Source organism: Leifsonia sp. NPDC058248, from assembly GCF_042881905.1.
Lineage (GTDB): Bacteria > Actinomycetota > Actinomycetes > Actinomycetales > Microbacteriaceae > Leifsonia.
The window spans coordinates 136,290-152,464 of sequence record NZ_JBHVXB010000001.1 but is presented as its reverse complement, the minus strand read 5'-3'; the positions used below and the strand labels follow the sequence as shown (position 1 = coordinate 152,464).

Genomic DNA, 16,175 nt, shown 5'->3' with positions numbered 1-16,175 from the left:
CCATTCACGCCGCGATCGGCTCCGCAACCCGCACCACCCCTACCGTCTCGATCGCCGCCTGCACCGCCGTGACCTCCTGGTACGACAGCACCGGAAGTCCGCTCAGCTGCCCGGCCACGAGCCGCCGCACCGCCGGGCGCAGCGCGGGCGCGCACACCAGCACAGCGCTCACGCCGGCGTCGTCGAGCGTCGTCGCCGTCTGCCTCAGTGAGCCGAGCACCGCTTCGAGCCGCGTCGGGTCGAGCACGATCTGCGTGCCGAACTCCGAGGGGCGCAGCCCTTCGAGCATCGCCTGTTCCAGCCCCGGATCGATCATGATCACGCGCAGCATGCCGCCGTCCAGGTGCGGGGCCACGATCGCGGGGCCCAGCGACGCCCGGGCTGCTTCGACCAGGCCCTCCGGGTCGTTCGAAGCCTTCGCCCGCAGGGCCAGGGCTTCCAGGATGCGCGGCAGATCGTTGATCGCGACCTGCTCCACGAGCATCCCCTGCAGCACTCTCTGCACCTCGGCGAGGGTGAGCAGGTTGGGGACGAGCTCGTCGACCGCCGACGGGTTCACCTGCTTCACGCCTTCGGTGAGCAGACGCACGTCTTCCCGGGTGAGCAGGCGCGCGGCGTTCGAGGTGATGATCGATGAGAGGTGCGTGATGAGCACCGAGACGCGGTCGATCACGGTCGCTCCGCCGAGTTCCGCGCTGTGCCGCATCTCGCTCGGGATCCATTTGGCGCCCAGGCCGAACACCGGCTCGACCGTCGGAGTGCCGGGCAGGGCATCCAGGTTGTCGCCGAGCGCCAGCACGCGACCCGACGGCGCTTGACCGCGACCGGCCTCGATCCCGGCGATCTTGATCACATACGTGGAGGGCGGCAGGTCGGCGCTGTCCCGCGTGCGCACGGGCGGCACGATGATGCCGAGGTCGAGTGCGATCTTGCGGCGAAGCGCGCGCACCCGGGCGAGCAGGTCGTCGGATGCCCCGCTGACGATGTCGACGAGGTCGGGCGCGAGGGTGATCTCGAGCGCGTGCACCCGCATCTGGTCGAGCAGGTCGTCGGTGGTCTCCGAGGTCGCCGCCTTTGCCACCGCCGCTTTCGCCGCTTCGGCCTTCTTGGCTGCCGCCTGCGTCGTCTTCAGTCGCTGCGCGGCGAGGATGAGGAAGGCCCCGACCAGCACGAACGGGATGGGCGGCATGCCCGGGATGAGCGCCATCACGATCGCCGCGCATCCGGCGATCGTGAGGGCGTTGCGCGACTGGCTGAGCTGACCGCCCGCGGTCGTCCCGATGTCGCTCTCGGCGTTGGACCGGGTGACGATCATGCCGGTGGAGACCGCCATCAGCAGGGCCGGGATCTGGGTGACGAGGCCGTCGCCGATGGTCAGCAGCGTGTAGGAGTTGACCGCGTCGCCGATCTGCATACCGCGCTGGATCATGCCGATCGCGATGCCGCCGACCACGTTGATGACGATGATCAGGATGCCCGCGATCGCGTCGCCCTTCACGAACTTCGACGCGCCGTCCATCGCGCCGTAGAAGTCGGCCTCGGCCGAGACCTCCGCCCGGCGGGTGCGGGCCTGGTCCTCGGTGATGAGTCCGGCGTTCAGGTCGGCGTCGATGGCCATCTGCTTGCCCGGCATCGCATCGAGGGTGAAGCGCGCACCGACCTCGGCGACGCGCTCCGCACCTTTGGTGACCACGATGAACTGGATGACGATCAGGATCAGGAACACCACGGCGCCGATGATGATCGAGCCGCCGACGGCCACGTGACCGAACGCCTGGATGACCTGGCCGGCGTAGCCGTCGCCGAGCACGAGGCGAGTCGAGGCCACGTTGAGGCCGAGCCGGAACAGTGTGGCGACGAGCAGCAGCGAGGGGAACACCGAGAAGTCGAGCGGCTTCTTGATGAACATCGTCGTGAGCAGGATGACCAGCGCCAGCATGATGTTGACGATGATGAGCGTGTCGAGGAGCCACGCGGGCACCGGCACGACGAGCAGCATGATGATGCCGACGACCCCGATGGGCACGGCCACTTTCGCGGTGTTCGATTTCATTGCGCTCCTCCGAGGGCGGGCATCATCGTGTGGAATCCTTGGGCCGAGCCGCGCGACTTCAGCGCCATCACGAAGGCGAGAACGCGCGCGACGGCGTTGTAGAGGTCGACGGGGATCTCGTCTCCGAGCTGGCAGCCTGCGTGCAGCGCGCGGGCGAGCGGGATGTCCTTCACGATCGGCACCCGCTCCTCCTCCGCCTTCTCGCGGATGCGCAGCGCGATCGCGCCGGCGCCCTTCGCGACCACGCGCGGCGCCGACTTGCCCGGCTCGTACTTGATGGCGATCGCGATGTGGGTCGGGTTGACCAGCACCACATCCGAGCCGGCGATCGCCGAGATCATCCGGTTGCGGCTCATCGCCAGCTGACGCGACCGCCGCTGCGACTTGATCAGCGGATCGCCGTCGCTGTTCTTGTTCTCATCGGTGACCTCGCGTTTGGTCATCCGGGTCTGCTTGCGGTTGCGGCGCATGACCACGAGCACGTCGAGGCCGGCGAGCACGAGTCCGGCGCCGACGGCCGCCTGGATCAGTCCGACGGCGCCTCCGGATGCCGCGGACAGCAACGCGTTCAGCGAGAGGTTCCCGGCGGTGAGGAGCACGGGCATGAGACCCTGCACGACGAGGAACAGCCCGAGGCCGACCACCGACGACTTGAGCAGCGTCTTGGCGCCCTCCCAGAGCGCGCGCATCCCGAAGATCCGGCCGATGCCGGTGACGAGGTTGAACTGCTCGTACTTGCCCTCGAACTTCTTGAAGTGGATGCCGCCCTGCACCGCAGCGCCGGCCACCACGGCGAGCGCGGTGACGATGAGCATCGGGCCGATCGTCGTAAGGATGCTGCCGAACCCGTCGATGAACGCCTGCAGCGCCGCCGCGGGGTCGGGGTTCCGGATGATCGAGGAGACGGTGAACATCTGGTCGAGGCCGGCTCTGCTGCCGAGTTCGATGGTGAACGGCAGCATGACCGCGGCCGCGCCGACTCCGATCCAGGCGGTGAGGTCGGTGGACTTGCCGAGGCGGCCCTTGGAGCGGGCCTCCTTCATCCGCTTGTCGGTCGCCTGTTCGGTGCGTTCCTGTGCGTCGCTCATGGGCCCACCCCCAGCATCGTCTTGACGGCCGTGCCGGTGAGACCCTCGACGACTCCCGGCAGCGCGACGATCAGCACGGCCGAGAGCACCACGGTCAGCATGATCTTCAGCGGGAAGCCCAGCGAGAACGCGTTGAGCGCCGGGGCGACGCGGGTGAGGAGGCCGAGTCCGACATCCGCGAGGAAGAGGACGACGATGAGCGGGCCGGCGATCTGCACCGACGCGAGGAACATCTGCCCCACCCCGTTCACCATCTCTTTGACCGGGTCGGCGAGGTCGATGCCGGCGGCGAGCGGGATGGCGTCGTACGAGCGCACCAGTCCGCCGATGATGAGCTGGTACCCGCCCGAGGCGAACAGCAGGGCGAGGGACACCATCTGGAACAAGCGGGTGAACTGGGCGCCGTTGACCATCGCCTGCGGGTCGTACGCCTGCGCCAGCTGGAACCCGCCGAACAGGTCGACCAGGTTGCCGGCCGACTGCACGGCCGCGAAAACGAGGTAGACGAGGAAGCCGAGGGTCGCCCCCACCGCCAGCTCGCGCAGCAGGTCGAGGAGGAAGACGCCGATGTCGCCGGAGTGGTAGCCGGCCGAGACCCGGGGTGCCACCGCGATGCCCAGCCCGATCGCGAGCATCCCCTTGATCTGGGCCGGGATGCCGTTGTACGAGAACGGCGGCGCGATCACCAGGAACGCGACCATCCGCAGCGAGGCCAGCGCGATCGCCTCGATGGTCGCCAGATCGATGGGGATGAACATCAGCCGCCGCCCAGAAGCGACGGGATCTTCTCGAACAGCACGTTCGTGAACGTGATCATCTCGGAGATCATCCAGTGCCCGCAGATGAGCAGTGCCACTCCGACGGCGGCGGCCTTCGGCACGAACGAGAGCGTGACCTCCTGGATCTGCGTGATCGACTGCACCAGCGAGATGGCGAAGCCGACTACGAGCGCGGTGATCACGATCGGCGCAGCGAGCTTGGCGGTGACGATGAGGCCCTGCATGGCGATGTCGAGTACAGCGTTGGCGTCCATCAGCCACCCCCTCGATAGCTCGAGATCAGGGAGGTGATGATCAGCCCCCAGCCGTCGACCAGGATGAACAGCAGGATCTTGAACGGCAGCGAGATCATCACCGGCGGGAGCATCATCATGCCCATCGACATGAGCGCCGCCGAGACCACCATGTCGATCACGAGGAACGGCACGAAGATCACGAAGCCGATGATGAAGGCGGCTCGGAGCTCGGAGATCATGAAGGCCGGGATGAGCGTGAGCATCGGCACCGCCGCCGGGGTAGCCGGGTTCGGGCGGCCTGCAGCGCGCGTCATCAGCGCGATGTCCTCCTCGCGCACGTGCGCCAGCATGAACCCGCGCAGAGGCGCCTCGGCCAGCTTGACGGCTGCCGTGAAGTCGATGTGCCCGTTGAGGTAGGGCTGCACCGCGTGCGAGTTGATGTCGATCAGCACCGGGCTCATGATGAACAGCGACAGGAACAGCGCCAGACCGGCGAGCACCTGGTTGGGCGGGATCGAGGGCAGGGCGAGGGCGTTGCGGGTGAGCGCCAGCACCACGAAGATCTTCGTGAACGACGACATCATGAGCAGCAGCGCGGGCGCCACCGAGAGCAGGGTGATGCCGAGCAGGGTGAGGATGGCCGCCGACGGAGTGCCGTTGGGTCCATTGATGTCGATGGTCACGCCGCCGGTCCCGCCTGCACCGCCCGGGCCGGCCGGGCCGCTCGGGGTGGGGACGGGCGTCGGGACCATCGGCAGCGGAGCCGCGTGCGCGAGGTTCGCCGTGATCAGCACGAGGGCGACGGCCGCGATCACCCCGAGGACGATCATGACGGCGAGGCGCGGGAGGCGGGCGAGGCGCGGGAGGCGGGCGAGACGCCCGGTGACCGCCCTCACCGCTTGGGGCGCACCGCCGAGCTCGCCTGCCTCCACGTGGACGGTGACAGGATCGAGCCCTTGAGGGCCTCGTCGAAAACGGATGCGCGTCCGTGCGCACTCAGGTAATCGGCATCCTGCCTGTCTGACATTCCGGTCTTCACGGCCCCGGCGGCCGGCACTGCGTCACTGCTCACCACGACGGGCTCCTCGACCCGCTGGATGGACTTGGCGAAGGTCTTGCGCACCGGCGTGAGCCTGGTGACCTCGGCATCGAGCTCCTCCGGTCGATCGCCCGAATGCAGCACGTTCACCGCACGCTCGGTCACTCCGAGCACGAAACGTGTGCCGTCGACGTCGACCACCACGACCGACGCCTTGGCGCCGACACCTTGCCTGCCGACCACGGTCACCGCGTTGCCGCGGCGCACACGGCCGCGCTTGCCCTTCGTGATCCGGCGCTGCACGTACCAGAGCACGCCGACGATCACGCCGAGTACGACCAGTACCCGGAGGGCGACGAACACGGTGTCCACGGAGCGATCAGTCCAGGTCTTCTGCGGCGTCGAGGATCTTGGTGATGCGCACGGCGTAGTCCTGGTCGACGACCACGATCTCGCCGTGCGCGATGAGACGTCCGTTGAGCAGCACGTCGGCGGGTGAGCCGGCCGACCGGTCGAGTTCGATGACGGCGCCGGGCTCCATCGCGAGCACGTCGCGCACGGGCATCCGGGTGCGGCCGATCTCGACGGTGAGGGCCATCTCCACGTTGTTGATCCGGCCGAGCTTGCCGCTGAGGGATCCGATGAACGGCGGCTTCTCGGCGATGGACTCGCGGATGCGGACGGCGAACCATCCGCCGACGCCGTTCGGCGCGGCCAGTTCGAACACGACGGTGGCCGGGTCGGAGAACAGGTCCGACGCGTCCTCCACGCGGGCGTCGTCGAGCACACCGGCGCCGAACGCGTCGCTGGCGGCCTCGAGCGCGGGCTGGAGCACATCCTGAAGCGCCACCACGGGCGCTCCGTCGGCAGTGTCGTCGACGAGGTCGGGGGCACCGATCAGCACCACGGCGAGGTCGGCCGAGACCGAGCCCACGAACGTCGCGACGACGGCCCGGCCGGTCGAACCGTCGAAGCCGCCCATCGTGTGCAGTCGCGGGGTGAGCGGAGTGCCGGTCGGCAGCACGCCGGCGAGGGCCTGCGCCGCCGCGAGAGGCAGTGCGGTCGAGGTTGTGGTCATGCTCATGCTCAGTCCTCTGTCTTCACGATCACGCAGGCCAGGCGCGAGCCGTTGGCCCCGAGGGCGGCGGCGGCGACCGGCTGGTCCCCGACGGCGAGATCGAACGGTCGGTGTTGCGGGTGCGGAAGCGGCAGCAGGTCGCCCACGGCCAGCCGGAGCACGACGCTCGGCTTCACTTTCGCCGGCGCCAGGCGCAGCGACACGTCGACCGGGATGTGCGCCAGCTGCGCGTCGATCAGCTCGCGCGCGTTGTCGGCGCTGCTGGTCGGGTTGGTCTCGCCCAGCTGCGGGAGCAGTGCGATAGCCGGGAGCGCCAGCGTCGCGGTGGTCAGGTTCTCGCCGACGCGCAGGTCGAAAGAGGCGACGATCATCAGCTCGGAGGTGGCGGCGGCCTGGGCGAACTGCGAGTTGTACTGGATGGCATCCACCGCGATCGGCGCCATCAGCAGGGAGCTGAGCGAGTAGCGCAGATCCTCGAGGGCGTCGTCCATCAGACGCCGCACGAGCGCGTGCTCGATCTGGGTGAAGGTGCGTTCCGTGGCGGTGGGCGTCCCCTGCCCGCCGAGCATCGCGTTGACCCAGGCCAGCGCGGCCGAGGTCGGAAACTGGATGACGCCCTTCGGCGCGAGGCCGTCGAGTTCGCACAGCACCATCGCGGTCGTGGCCGGAAGCGACGCGGCGTACTCGTCGTAGGTCTGCATGGAGACGGAGTCGCAGGTCACCTGGCTGAGCACGCGCACCTTCGCGGTGAGCTGAGTCGCCCACTGCCGGGCGAAGGTCTCGAACGCCAGCTCCAGCACACGCGAATGCTCGCGGGCCAACGTGGTCGGCCGGCGGAAGTCGTACACCTGTGCCTCGGGGGCGTCGGCGGCGGCTTGCAGGATGGTCACGAACGCGACTATCGGCAGGGCGGGGGTGTGCGTTAGGTGCGGATGGGCTTCAGTTCTGCCTGCGTGACAGAAGCCGTCTTTCCGCCTTACGAGTGGAGGGCGGCCGCCGATAGTGCAGCTGTGACGGCTCACCCGGAGCCGAGACCCAGGATTCCGCCCATGATCGTCGTCACCCGATTGAACGACACCCAGTTTGCGGTCAACCCCGACCTCATCGAGCGCATCCATGCCAGCCCCGACACCACCCTCGTGATGGTGGACGGAGCCAAGTTCATCGTCACCGAGAGCATGGGAGAGGTGATCGAGAAGATCGCCGCCTACCGAGCGCGAGTGATCGCTCTCGCCCACGACCTCCCCGCAGCCGGGCCCCGCCCGGTCGGCGCACCGCAGCTCGGACTCGTCCCCTCCGCCGGCAACGGCGGCGATGACGACGAGACCGACGACGACCTGAGCTCCGTCACCCGACCCCTCACCGAACCCGGACGCACCGTACCCCTCCGCGCAAGGAAGAAGTGATGGATCCCGCAACCATAATCGGAATCGTTCTGGCGTTCGGCTCCATCGTCGCGATGGTGACGATGGAGGGCGCGCATCTGAGCGCCCTCGTGCTGCCCGCCCCCATGGTGCTGGTGTTCGGCGCCACGATCGCCGTCGGCGTCGCGAGCGGGACGCTCAAGGACTTCCTCACGGCCGTCAAGGCTCTCCCGCGCGCCTTCCGCGGCAAGATCGACCCGCCGCAGAAGGTCATCGACCAGGTGGTCGGCCTCGCCGAGAAGGCGCGCAGCAGCGGGCTGCTCGCCATGGAGCAGGAAGCCGATGGCGTCGACGACCCGTTCCTGAAGCGCGCCCTGCAGAACATCGCCGACGGAACCGACGGAGACGAGCTCCGCGTCCTCCTCGAAGACGAGATCGCGACCCGCTCGAGGAGCGACCGCGTCGCGGCCAAGTTCTTCAGCGGCATGGGCGGGTACGCCCCCACCATCGGCATCATCGGCACCGTGGTGTCGCTCACCCACGTGCTCGAGAACCTGTCGCAGCCGGCCGAGCTCGGACCGCTGATCGCGAGCGCCTTCGTGGCCACCCTGTGGGGCCTGGTCTCGGCCAACTTCCTGTGGTTGCCGATCGGTGCGCGCATGCGCCGCCTCTCCGAGCTCGAGGTGGAGCGGATGACGCTGCTGATGGAGGGCGTGCTCGCGGTCCAGGCCGGCAGCCAGCCCCGCCTTCTCGGCGAGCGACTGCGCGCGATGATCCCGGATGCTCCCGTCAAGGTGAAGGCGGACAAGCCCAAGGGCGAGAAGCTGAAGGAAGCTGCCTAACCATGAGCGCCCGCCCTCGCCGCCGGCATCAGCCGGAGGAGGAGCACGAGAACGAGGAGCGCTGGATGGCCTCCTACATGGACATGGTCACCGTGCTCATGTGCATGTTCATCGTCCTCTTCGCGATGTCGACGGTGGACCAGAAGAAGTTCGCCGAGCTCAAGGACTCCCTGGCCACCGGCTTCGGGCAGGTCAAGTCGCAGAAGATCGACACGGCGACCGGGGTGATCGTTCCCCCGGCGCATGTCGACGACACGGGCAAGAACACCGACCTGGAGCTGGCCATCAAGGAGGCGGCGAACCTCAAGGCGCTGCGCGACCGCATCCTGAACGCCCTCGCCCGCGACGGCCTCACCCACGACGTGACGACGAAGATCGACCAGCGCGGACTCACGATCGGGCTGGTCGGCAACGAGACATTCTTCGCCTCGAACCGCGCCGAGCTGAGCGACCGGGCGACACGCGTGCTCAACGACATCGGACCGGTGCTCGCCCCTGCTCCGTACCAGGTCACCATCGAAGGGCACGCCGACTTCCGCCAGCCGGGGGCGCCGTACCCGACGAACTGGGAGCTCTCCGCCGGGCGCGCGACGAGCGTGCTGCGCCACCTCGTCGAGGTGAACCATTTTCCGCAGGTGCGCATCGCGGCCATCAGCTACGGCTCGGCCCGGCCGCTGTCGAACGCCACGGGCAGCAGCGAGAGCGACCTCGCGGCGAACCGGCGAGTGGATGTGGTGGTGCTGTCGAACCAGCCCGACCGGGTCCGCGCCCTCATCCCCCAGGCACTGAACGCTCCCGTCGTCGGCGCCGGCTAGGCGAGGCGGGCCGGGCGCACGCGCACCGGCGCGAGCCACGCGGCGACCACCACGGCGGTGATCGACCCCGCGGCCATGATCGCGGCGAGCACGACCACCTGGAACTGCCCGGCCTCCAGGGGAGAGACGCCGCCGAAGATCGCCCCGACGAACGCACCGGGCAGCGTGACCAGCCCGGTCGTCTTGGTCTGGTCGACCGACGGGATGAGCGCCCCGTAGACGGCGCCGCGCGCGAACTCGAGCGTCGACTGCCGCGGGGTGGCGCCCAGGGCCAGCCAGCCTTCGACCTCGTCCCAGTGGTCGTCGACGGCTTCGGTGAAGCGGCGCCCGGCCAGGGTCGCGATGCTCATCGAGTTGCCGATCACGATCCCGCCGATGGCGAGCACGTAGCGCGAGGAGAACTCGATGGCGCCGGTCGTGAACACGATCGTCAGCGTCGCGGCGATGCCCAACGCCATCGCAGACCCCATCATCAGGGCGTGGTCGCGACTCCAGCCGATGCGGCGGGTCGCCGTCGCGGACGCGACCGAGAACATCACGAGCAGAGCGGCCGCGACCCACAGCGGATTGGTGATGACGCCCGTCAGGATCAGGCTGATCACAGCCAGCTGGAGAGCCCCGCGCAGGATCGCCAGCAGCGGCGCCCACCGTCGGCGCACCCGGTAGGCGGCGAGCACCGCCGTGGTGAGCGCGGCGAGCAGCAGCACGCCGAGGATCGTGGGCGCGAGCTCGAGCAGGATCGGCATGCTCCGACCCTACGAGATGGCGGGAGGCGGCGGGGCGCGGCGGGTTCGGAAGGTCCCGCTCAGCAGCTCCCGCTCAGAAGTCCACGTTCAACCGCGCAGCCGCGGCCGGATTCCCGCCGAAGAACTCCGTCGGGTCGGGCCGAGCGAAGAACTGGTCGCTGGTCGACCGCACCAGCTGCAGGGGAGCCCGCGCCTCCCGGGTGACGTGGAACTCAGGGTCGACCCCGATCGTCGTCGCGCTCGACAACGCCAGCCCGAAGCCGTCCTCCACGCCGATCTCGAGGTAGGTCCGCGGCTTCAGGAGCACATGCAGACCCGAGATGAATTCGTGGCGCGTCTGCCGGGGCTACGGGAAAGGCAGTCGTCGACCCATGCTCGGAGGCTACCCCGTCGGGCGGCGGGCTACGCGACCTGCGCCGAGATCGCTTCGAGGCGGGCGAGCGAATCGGCCGACAGCGTCAGCTCGGCTGCAGCGACGTTCTCGCGCAGGTGCTCGATCGACGACGTTCCCGGGATGACCACGATGGCCGGCGACCGCTGCAGCAGCCATGCCAGCGCAACCTGCTGCGCCGACGCGCCTTCGGCCGCCGCGACCTCGTCCAGGATGCTCGACTGCAGCGGCGTGAACCCGCCCAGCGGGAAGAACGGCGCGTACGCGATCCCCTCGCGCTCGCACCGGTCGACGAGCGCCTCGTCGCCGCGCTCGACGACGTTGTAATAGTTCTGCACCGTCACGACGGGAGCGATCGCCTGCGCCTCGGTCAGCTGAGCATCGGTCGCACCGCTCAGACCCAGGTGCCGGATGAGCCCCTGCTCTTTCAACTCGGCGAGGGCCCCGAACTGGTCGGTGACCGGGTCGTCGGTGGTCCCCATCGCCGAGCCGAGCCGCAGATTGACCACGTCGAGAGCATCCAGCCCGAGGTGTTCGAGGTTCTCGCGCACCTGCAGCTTCAGGTCCTCGGGGTCGAGGACGTGCAGCCAGGTGCCGTCGGCGGCGCGGCGGGCGCCGACCTTCGTGACGATGTGCAGACCCTCGGGGTACGGCTGCAGGGCCTCGCGGATGATCTCGTTCGTGACGACCGGGCCGTAGAAGTCGGCCGTGTCGATGTGGGTGATGCCGAGGTCGACGGCTTCGCGCAGCACGGCGATCGCGGCAGCGCGGTCACGCGGAGGCCCGAACACTCCCGGGCCGGCGAGCTGCATGGCCCCGTAGCCCATGCGGGTGATGGTGAGGTCGTCGGCGAGGGTGAGGGTGCCGCCGGGTGCTGTCGTGATCATGTGGTCCTTTCGACGTGACGATCCTCACACCGCGCGCGCCCCGGGCGGGAGTGCCCTGGCGATCCTGGGAGCAGGAGGGACAGGCAGTCCGGCGCGCGCAGGCGCAGAATGTTCAGGTGGACACCAACAACGCTCTCGGCGAGTACCTGCGCGCTCGGCGCGAGCAGGTACGGCCTCCGGATGTGGGGCTGACCGTCACCGGCCACCGTCGCGTTCCCGGGCTCCGGCGTGAAGAGGTGGCCATGCTCGCCGGGATCAGCTCCGACTACTACCTGCGCCTCGAGCAGGGGCGGGACCACAATCCGTCGTCCCAGGTGCTCGAGGCTCTGGCCCGCGTCCTGCTGCTCAACCCGGAGGCGTCGGCCTACCTGTTCGAGCTCGCGCATCCCAAGCCGCCGCGCGCCCGCCGTCGCCGCGCCGAGCGGGTGCCCGAGGGCATCCTGGTGCTGCTGGAGACCATCGACCTGCCGGCGTTCGTGCAGGGCAAGTACGCCGACGTGCTCGCGGCCAACCGCCTGGCCTCCGCGGTCTCGCCGAACCTGGTCGTGGGAGCCAACCGCCTGCGCTCGACCTTCCTCGACCCGGAGGAGCGGGAACTCTTCGACGACTGGGAGCACGGCACCGAGGGGGTCGTCGCGGCACTCCGCGCCCGCGCGGCCGGCGACCTCGACGACCCACGACTCGCGTCCCTCATCGGCGAGCTGTCGCTGCGCAGTGAACGGTTCCGGCAGTTGTGGGCGAAGCACGACATCCGGCGCATCGAGGGCAAGAGCGCGGTCCTCAACCATCCGCAGGTGGGGCGTCTGGAGTTGTACCGCGAGAAGCTGGCGATCGCGGCATCCGATGCACTCGTCCTGGTGATCTACCATGCCGAGCCGGGCACGAAGTCGGCCCGGCTGCTCACGCTGCTCGGCTCGATCTCGCTGCCGGAGGGCGCGCCCGCGGGCGCGCCGGAGCCCCGTCCGACGTTGAAGGACGCCTGACGCAGCCGAATCGCCGCGATTTTGCTGCGTTGGCCACCCCTCGACGGCCCCGCCGGGCCTCCCCGCGGGTACACTCCGCGGTGGCGGGCCGGCGTCCGGCATCGCAGGGAGGGCACATGAACGTCATCGACGCACTCGTCACGGCTGCGAACGACCATGATCTGGAGGCGATGCTCGCGCTCTTCCACCCCGACTACCGCAGTGGGCAGCCGGCGCATCCGGCGCGCGGCTTCGTGGGGCGCGCGCAGGTCGGGGCCAATTGGGAGGCGATGTTCGCCGGGATCCCCGACCTCCGGATCGAGCTCGAACGTTCGGTGCACTACGGCGACACGACGTGGTGCGAGTGGACGTGGTCCGGCACGCGCACCGACGGCCGGCAGTTCGAGGCGCGCGGTGTCGCGCTGTTCCGCATCCAGGACGACCTGATCGTCGCAGGAACGCTCTACATGGAGGACGTCGAGACCGAGGCGCTCACCGTCGAGGACGCCGTCGAGGGGCTGTCGGGACGCCGCCCGCGCGGCGACGCCTGACCCGGGCGGCGCGCGTCGTCGCTCAGACCGTGGCGGGCAGGATCTCTGCGAGCAGGTTCTGCACGCGCTGCTTGATCTCGTCGCGGATCGGGCGCACCTCGTCGATCGGGCGCCCCGCGGGGTCGGTCAGTTCCCAGTCCTCATAGCGCTTTCCCGGGAAGATCGGGCAGGTGTCACCGCATCCCATGGTGATCACGACATCCGACTCCTTGACCGCATCGGTCGTGAGGATCTTCGGAACCTCGTCGGCGATGTCGATGCCCTCCTCGCCCATCACTTCGATCGCAATCGGGTTGATCTGATCTTTGGGCTCGGAGCCGGCCGAGAGCACGTCGACCGCTCCCCCGGACAGTTCCTTCATGAACCCGGCGGCCATCTGGGAACGCCCCGCATTGTGAACGCAGACGAACAGGACGGTGGGCTTTGCGGACATGCGGTTCTCGCTTTCGTATCGTGTCACCCAAAGCATAGACGCCTATCTATGCTTAATGGAATCGGAACCGATGAATTCGACGGCTGTTCACGTCAGAGCGTGACGAGCAGGTCCCGGATGCGCACCTCGATGTCGTCGCGGATCTCGCGCACACGCGCGAGCGGGAGGCCCGCGGGGTCGTCGAGCTCCCAGTCGAGGTAGCGGCGACCCGGGTAGATCGGGCAGGCGTCGCCGCACCCCATCGTCACGACGACGTCGGCCGCCCGCACCACCTCGTCGGTGAGGGGTTTCGGGAACTCGCCTGCCAGTGAGACGCCGATCTCGTCGAGCGCGGCGACGACCGTCGAGCGCACCGCGCTGGCCGGCTCGGAGCCTGCCGTCCGCACGCGCACCCGGTCGCCGGCCAGGTGCTTCAGGATGGCCGCCGCCATCTGCGACCGCCCCGCGTTCTCCACGCACACGAACAGCACTTCCAGGGTCCCGGTCGATGCCCCGCGCTCACGAGCAAGGGCTTCCAGCCGGTCCGCGGCGAACCGCGAGGTCAGCGACGGCAGGTGCCGGGTGATGTGCGCCTCGCCTGCGAGCATCCGGTTGCTCTCGCGCACGTACCGGTCGACGGTGTCCGGCGCGAAGGTGCCGGCGAAGCGGGCGCCGAGGTCCCGGCTGATCCGGTCGAGTACGTCGCCGGCCTGTGCAGGGACGGGCTCTCCGATGAGTTCGGACACGCGATCGATCTGATCGGGTTCGACCGAGTACAACACCTGACGGCCCTCGGGCTGCCGGCGGACCAGGCCATCGTCGAGCAGCACCTTCAGGTGGTGCGACACGGTCGGCTGCCGGAGCCCGAGAGCGTCTGCCAGCCGCGTCACGGATTCGCGACCGTCGGCGCTGTCGAGAAGGAGGGACAGGATGCGCGCCCGCGTGGGATCGCTGATCCGCTTCAAGCTGCGCAGCGTCTCGCTGCCCTGTGGCACCCCACCCATAGATGCAAGTCTATGTGGCGGGGTGCCCTCGTCGTCAGGAGCAGCACGAACCACCCGACGCCGACGCACTGCTCGAGCAGACGCCCGTCGCCGGCAGCACCAGTTCGACACTCGCTGCAGCCGCGACGTCGCCCGCGATCCAGGCCGTGATCGAGCGCACCTGCTCGTAGCCGGTCGCGAGCAGGAAGGTCGGGGCACGTCCGTAGGACTTCATTCCGGCGAGGAAGAAGTTCGGCTCCGGCTGCTGCAGCTCAGCGAACCCGTGCGGTGCGACGGTGCCGCAGCTGTGGATGTTCGGGTCGATCAACGGCGCGAGTCGCTTCGGCGCCTCCACGACCTCGTCGAGTTCGAGCCGGACCTCGCGGAGCATGTCGAGGTTCGGACGGAATCCCGTCGCGTTCACGACGACATCGGTCTCGAGCTCGACGAGCTCTCCGCTGCGGTGGCCGATCAGCCGCACACCCTCCGCGGTGCCGGTCACGCGCACGATCTCGAGCCGGTCGACCTGCTCGACGAGGCCGGCGGCGACGAGGCGCTCGACGCGGGAGCCGATTGCGGCGCGGGCGGCGAGTTCGTCATCCGGCGAGCTGGATACACGCACGGCGCCGGCGTTCCGGATCACCCAGGTGACCCGCGTGCCGGGTTCCTCGCGTGCGAGTGCGGCGAGATTGAGGAGGGTGTTGGCGGCGGAGTGACCGGCGCCGACGACAGTGGTGTGCTTACCCGCGAAGCGCGCGCGTTCGCGGCCGAGCACATCCGGGAGCGCGTGGGTGACGCGGTCGGCGACCTCGGCGAGCCCGAGCGGTTCGAGGCCGGTCGAGGCGAGGCTGTTCGGGCTCAGGTACGTGCCGGATGCGTCGATCACCGCGCGGGCCGTGACCTCTTCGACGACACCGGATGCACCCACGATCCGGAGCAGGAACGGGGTCTCGGCTCGGTTCGCCGTGCGCGTGCGGTCCATCCCCTCCCGGCTGACAGCAGTGACCATCGTGCCGGTGCGGATGCGGGAGGCGACCGCGGGCAGCTCGGACAGCGGCCGGAGGTAGTTCTCGATCAAGTCGGCCCCGGTGGGGAGCGCCTTCTCGTCGGGCGCGGTCCAACCTGTCGCTTCCAGCAGTCGGCGGGACGCCGGGTCGATCGAGTGACGCCACGGGGAGAAGAACCGGATGTGCGCCCACTGGTCGACGCTGCTGGCGACGCCGTCGCCGGCTTCGTAGACGACGAATTCGATGCCGCGCTCCACGAAGTTCGCCGCCGCCGCCAGGCCGATCGGGCCGGCGCCGATGATCGCGACGGGGAGGCCGTCGAGGCGCGCGCTGCGCACCACGGGGGCGGTCAGGTCGATGAGAGTCATGCTTCCTCCGGTACATCGAAGTTTGTCGATATGGAGAGCGTGATCCATCTATCGAAGTTTGTCAATATTCGATTAGAGTGATTCGTATGACCGATGTCGAGCTGCTGCCGGTGACCGTGGCGGGCTCCTGCTGCACCCCCCTCACCCGCGAGACACTGAGTGCGGAGGACGCCGAGTCGATGGCGGTCGCTTTCAAGGCGCTCTCCGACCCGACCCGGCTTCGGCTCATCTCGATCGTCGCCGCATCCGAGGGCGAAGAGGCCTGCGTCTGCGACCTGACCGACCCGATCGGGCTCAGCCAGCCGACCGTGTCGCATCACCTGAAGATCCTGATGGATGCGGGCTATCTCACCCGTTCGAAGCGGGGAACGTGGGCGTACTACAAGCTCGTCCCGGGGGCGCTCGACCGCGTATCGCAGCTGCTGACCACCACGTGATCCCTGCCCTCACGTCGTCGCCCGCCGGCCGGCGGCCGTCGTTTGCCAGTAGCTGTCTCCGACACGCCCGAGATGACCGCATCTACTGGCAAAGGACCGTGCCCGAATGACGAAGCAGGGCCCCAGGCACGCCTGAG

20 protein-coding genes are annotated in these 16,175 nt (G+C 69.1%); 6 read left to right on the top strand and 14 right to left on the bottom strand.

Going from position 1 to position 16,175, the window contains the following annotated elements; genetic code table 11:
* Positions 1–4: 4 nt before the first annotated feature.
* From ACFVV5_RS00790 to ACFVV5_RS00755, 8 genes are all read right to left on the bottom strand, one after another.
* Positions 5–2,053, bottom strand: a complete 2,049-nt coding sequence (locus ACFVV5_RS00790) for a flagellar biosynthesis protein FlhA (RefSeq protein ID WP_387237449.1) — start codon at positions 2,051–2,053, stop codon at positions 5–7.
* Complete coding sequence (locus ACFVV5_RS00785) at positions 2,050–3,141, bottom strand: flagellar biosynthesis protein FlhB (protein ID WP_387237445.1); 1,092 nt, start codon at positions 3,139–3,141, stop codon at positions 2,050–2,052. The genes ACFVV5_RS00790 and ACFVV5_RS00785 overlap by 4 nt, the downstream gene beginning before the upstream one ends.
* Positions 3,138–3,899, bottom strand: a complete 762-nt coding sequence (locus ACFVV5_RS00780; RefSeq protein ID WP_387237442.1) for a flagellar biosynthetic protein FliR — start codon at positions 3,897–3,899, stop codon at positions 3,138–3,140. The genes ACFVV5_RS00785 and ACFVV5_RS00780 overlap by 4 nt, the downstream gene beginning before the upstream one ends.
* Complete coding sequence (gene fliQ, locus ACFVV5_RS00775) at positions 3,899–4,174, bottom strand: flagellar biosynthesis protein FliQ (protein ID WP_387237439.1); 276 nt, start codon at positions 4,172–4,174, stop codon at positions 3,899–3,901. The genes ACFVV5_RS00780 and fliQ overlap by 1 nt, the downstream gene beginning before the upstream one ends.
* Positions 4,174–4,986 (bottom strand): flagellar type III secretion system pore protein FliP, encoded by an 813-nt coding sequence (gene fliP / locus ACFVV5_RS00770; RefSeq protein WP_387238784.1) that lies wholly within the window; start codon positions 4,984–4,986, stop codon positions 4,174–4,176. The genes fliQ and fliP overlap by 1 nt, the downstream gene beginning before the upstream one ends.
* Before the next feature lie 62 nt (positions 4,987–5,048).
* The gene (locus ACFVV5_RS00765) at positions 5,049–5,567 is read right to left on the bottom strand and encodes a flagellar biosynthetic protein FliO (RefSeq protein WP_387237436.1); all 519 of its coding nucleotides are present in this window, start codon (positions 5,565–5,567) and stop codon (positions 5,049–5,051) included.
* Positions 5,568–5,574: 7 nt separating this feature from the next.
* The gene (gene fliN, locus ACFVV5_RS00760) at positions 5,575–6,279 is read right to left on the bottom strand and encodes a flagellar motor switch protein FliN (protein WP_387237433.1); all 705 of its coding nucleotides are present in this window, start codon (positions 6,277–6,279) and stop codon (positions 5,575–5,577) included.
* 2 nt (positions 6,280–6,281) lie between these two features.
* Positions 6,282–7,163, bottom strand: a complete 882-nt coding sequence (locus ACFVV5_RS00755; RefSeq protein ID WP_387237430.1) for a flagellar motor switch protein FliM — start codon at positions 7,161–7,163, stop codon at positions 6,282–6,284.
* Between the two features lie 159 nt (positions 7,164–7,322).
* Here ACFVV5_RS00755 and ACFVV5_RS00750 point away from each other — a divergent pair, with 159 nt between their 5' ends.
* The 3 genes from ACFVV5_RS00750 to ACFVV5_RS00740 are packed head-to-tail and all read left to right on the top strand — an operon-like array spanning position 7,323 to position 9,294.
* Positions 7,323–7,679 (top strand): flagellar FlbD family protein, encoded by a 357-nt coding sequence (locus tag ACFVV5_RS00750; protein ID WP_387237427.1) that lies wholly within the window; start codon positions 7,323–7,325, stop codon positions 7,677–7,679.
* Entirely contained in the window at positions 7,679–8,479 is an 801-nt protein-coding gene (locus ACFVV5_RS00745; RefSeq protein ID WP_387237424.1) for a motility protein A, read from the top strand. Before ACFVV5_RS00750 ends, ACFVV5_RS00745 begins: the two co-directional genes overlap by 1 nt.
* A gap of 2 nt (positions 8,480–8,481) precedes the next feature.
* The gene (locus ACFVV5_RS00740; protein ID WP_387237421.1) at positions 8,482–9,294 is read left to right on the top strand and encodes a flagellar motor protein MotB; all 813 of its coding nucleotides are present in this window, start codon (positions 8,482–8,484) and stop codon (positions 9,292–9,294) included.
* Here ACFVV5_RS00740 and ACFVV5_RS00735 read toward each other — a convergent pair.
* From ACFVV5_RS00735 to ACFVV5_RS00725, 3 genes are all read right to left on the bottom strand, one after another.
* Positions 9,291–10,040, bottom strand: a complete 750-nt coding sequence (locus ACFVV5_RS00735; protein ID WP_387237418.1) for an ABC transporter permease — start codon at positions 10,038–10,040, stop codon at positions 9,291–9,293. The genes ACFVV5_RS00740 and ACFVV5_RS00735 overlap by 4 nt on opposite strands.
* 73 nt (positions 10,041–10,113) lie before the next feature.
* A complete protein-coding gene (locus ACFVV5_RS00730; RefSeq protein ID WP_387237415.1) occupies positions 10,114–10,347 on the bottom strand; it encodes a hypothetical protein in 234 nt (77 codons plus the stop codon).
* A 95-nt stretch (positions 10,348–10,442) separates the two neighbouring features.
* Positions 10,443–11,318, bottom strand: coding sequence for an oxidoreductase (locus tag ACFVV5_RS00725; RefSeq protein ID WP_387237412.1), 876 nt, complete (start codon positions 11,316–11,318; stop codon positions 10,443–10,445).
* 116 nt (positions 11,319–11,434) lie between these two features.
* Between ACFVV5_RS00725 and ACFVV5_RS00720 the strand changes: the two genes are divergently transcribed.
* Together ACFVV5_RS00720 and ACFVV5_RS00715 are read left to right on the top strand one after the other, a co-directional pair.
* Complete coding sequence (locus ACFVV5_RS00720; RefSeq protein WP_387237409.1) at positions 11,435–12,301, top strand: helix-turn-helix transcriptional regulator; 867 nt, start codon at positions 11,435–11,437, stop codon at positions 12,299–12,301.
* 116 nt (positions 12,302–12,417) lie between these two features.
* Positions 12,418–12,831 (top strand): nuclear transport factor 2 family protein, encoded by a 414-nt coding sequence (locus ACFVV5_RS00715; protein ID WP_387237405.1) that lies wholly within the window; start codon positions 12,418–12,420, stop codon positions 12,829–12,831.
* A gap of 22 nt (positions 12,832–12,853) precedes the next feature.
* Here the strand turns inward: ACFVV5_RS00715 and ACFVV5_RS00710 are convergent, their stop codons facing one another.
* The 3 genes from ACFVV5_RS00710 to ACFVV5_RS00700 form a co-directional block, all read right to left on the bottom strand.
* A complete protein-coding gene (locus ACFVV5_RS00710; protein WP_387237402.1) occupies positions 12,854–13,264 on the bottom strand; it encodes an arsenate reductase ArsC in 411 nt (136 codons plus the stop codon).
* Positions 13,265–13,356: 92 nt separating this feature from the next.
* On the bottom strand, positions 13,357–14,247 hold the full coding sequence (locus ACFVV5_RS00705) for a metalloregulator ArsR/SmtB family transcription factor (RefSeq protein ID WP_387237399.1): 891 nt from the start codon (positions 14,245–14,247) through the stop codon (positions 13,357–13,359).
* A gap of 34 nt (positions 14,248–14,281) precedes the next feature.
* Entirely contained in the window at positions 14,282–15,601 is a 1,320-nt protein-coding gene (locus ACFVV5_RS00700) for an NAD(P)-binding domain-containing protein (protein WP_387237396.1), read from the bottom strand.
* Positions 15,602–15,687: 86 nt separating this feature from the next.
* Here ACFVV5_RS00700 and ACFVV5_RS00695 point away from each other — a divergent pair, with 86 nt between their 5' ends.
* Positions 15,688–16,038 carry an ArsR/SmtB family transcription factor gene (locus ACFVV5_RS00695; protein ID WP_387237393.1) on the top strand — a complete coding sequence of 117 codons (351 nt, stop codon included), beginning with the start codon at positions 15,688–15,690 and terminating at the stop codon, positions 16,036–16,038.
* Positions 16,039–16,175: the final 137 nt, after the last annotated feature.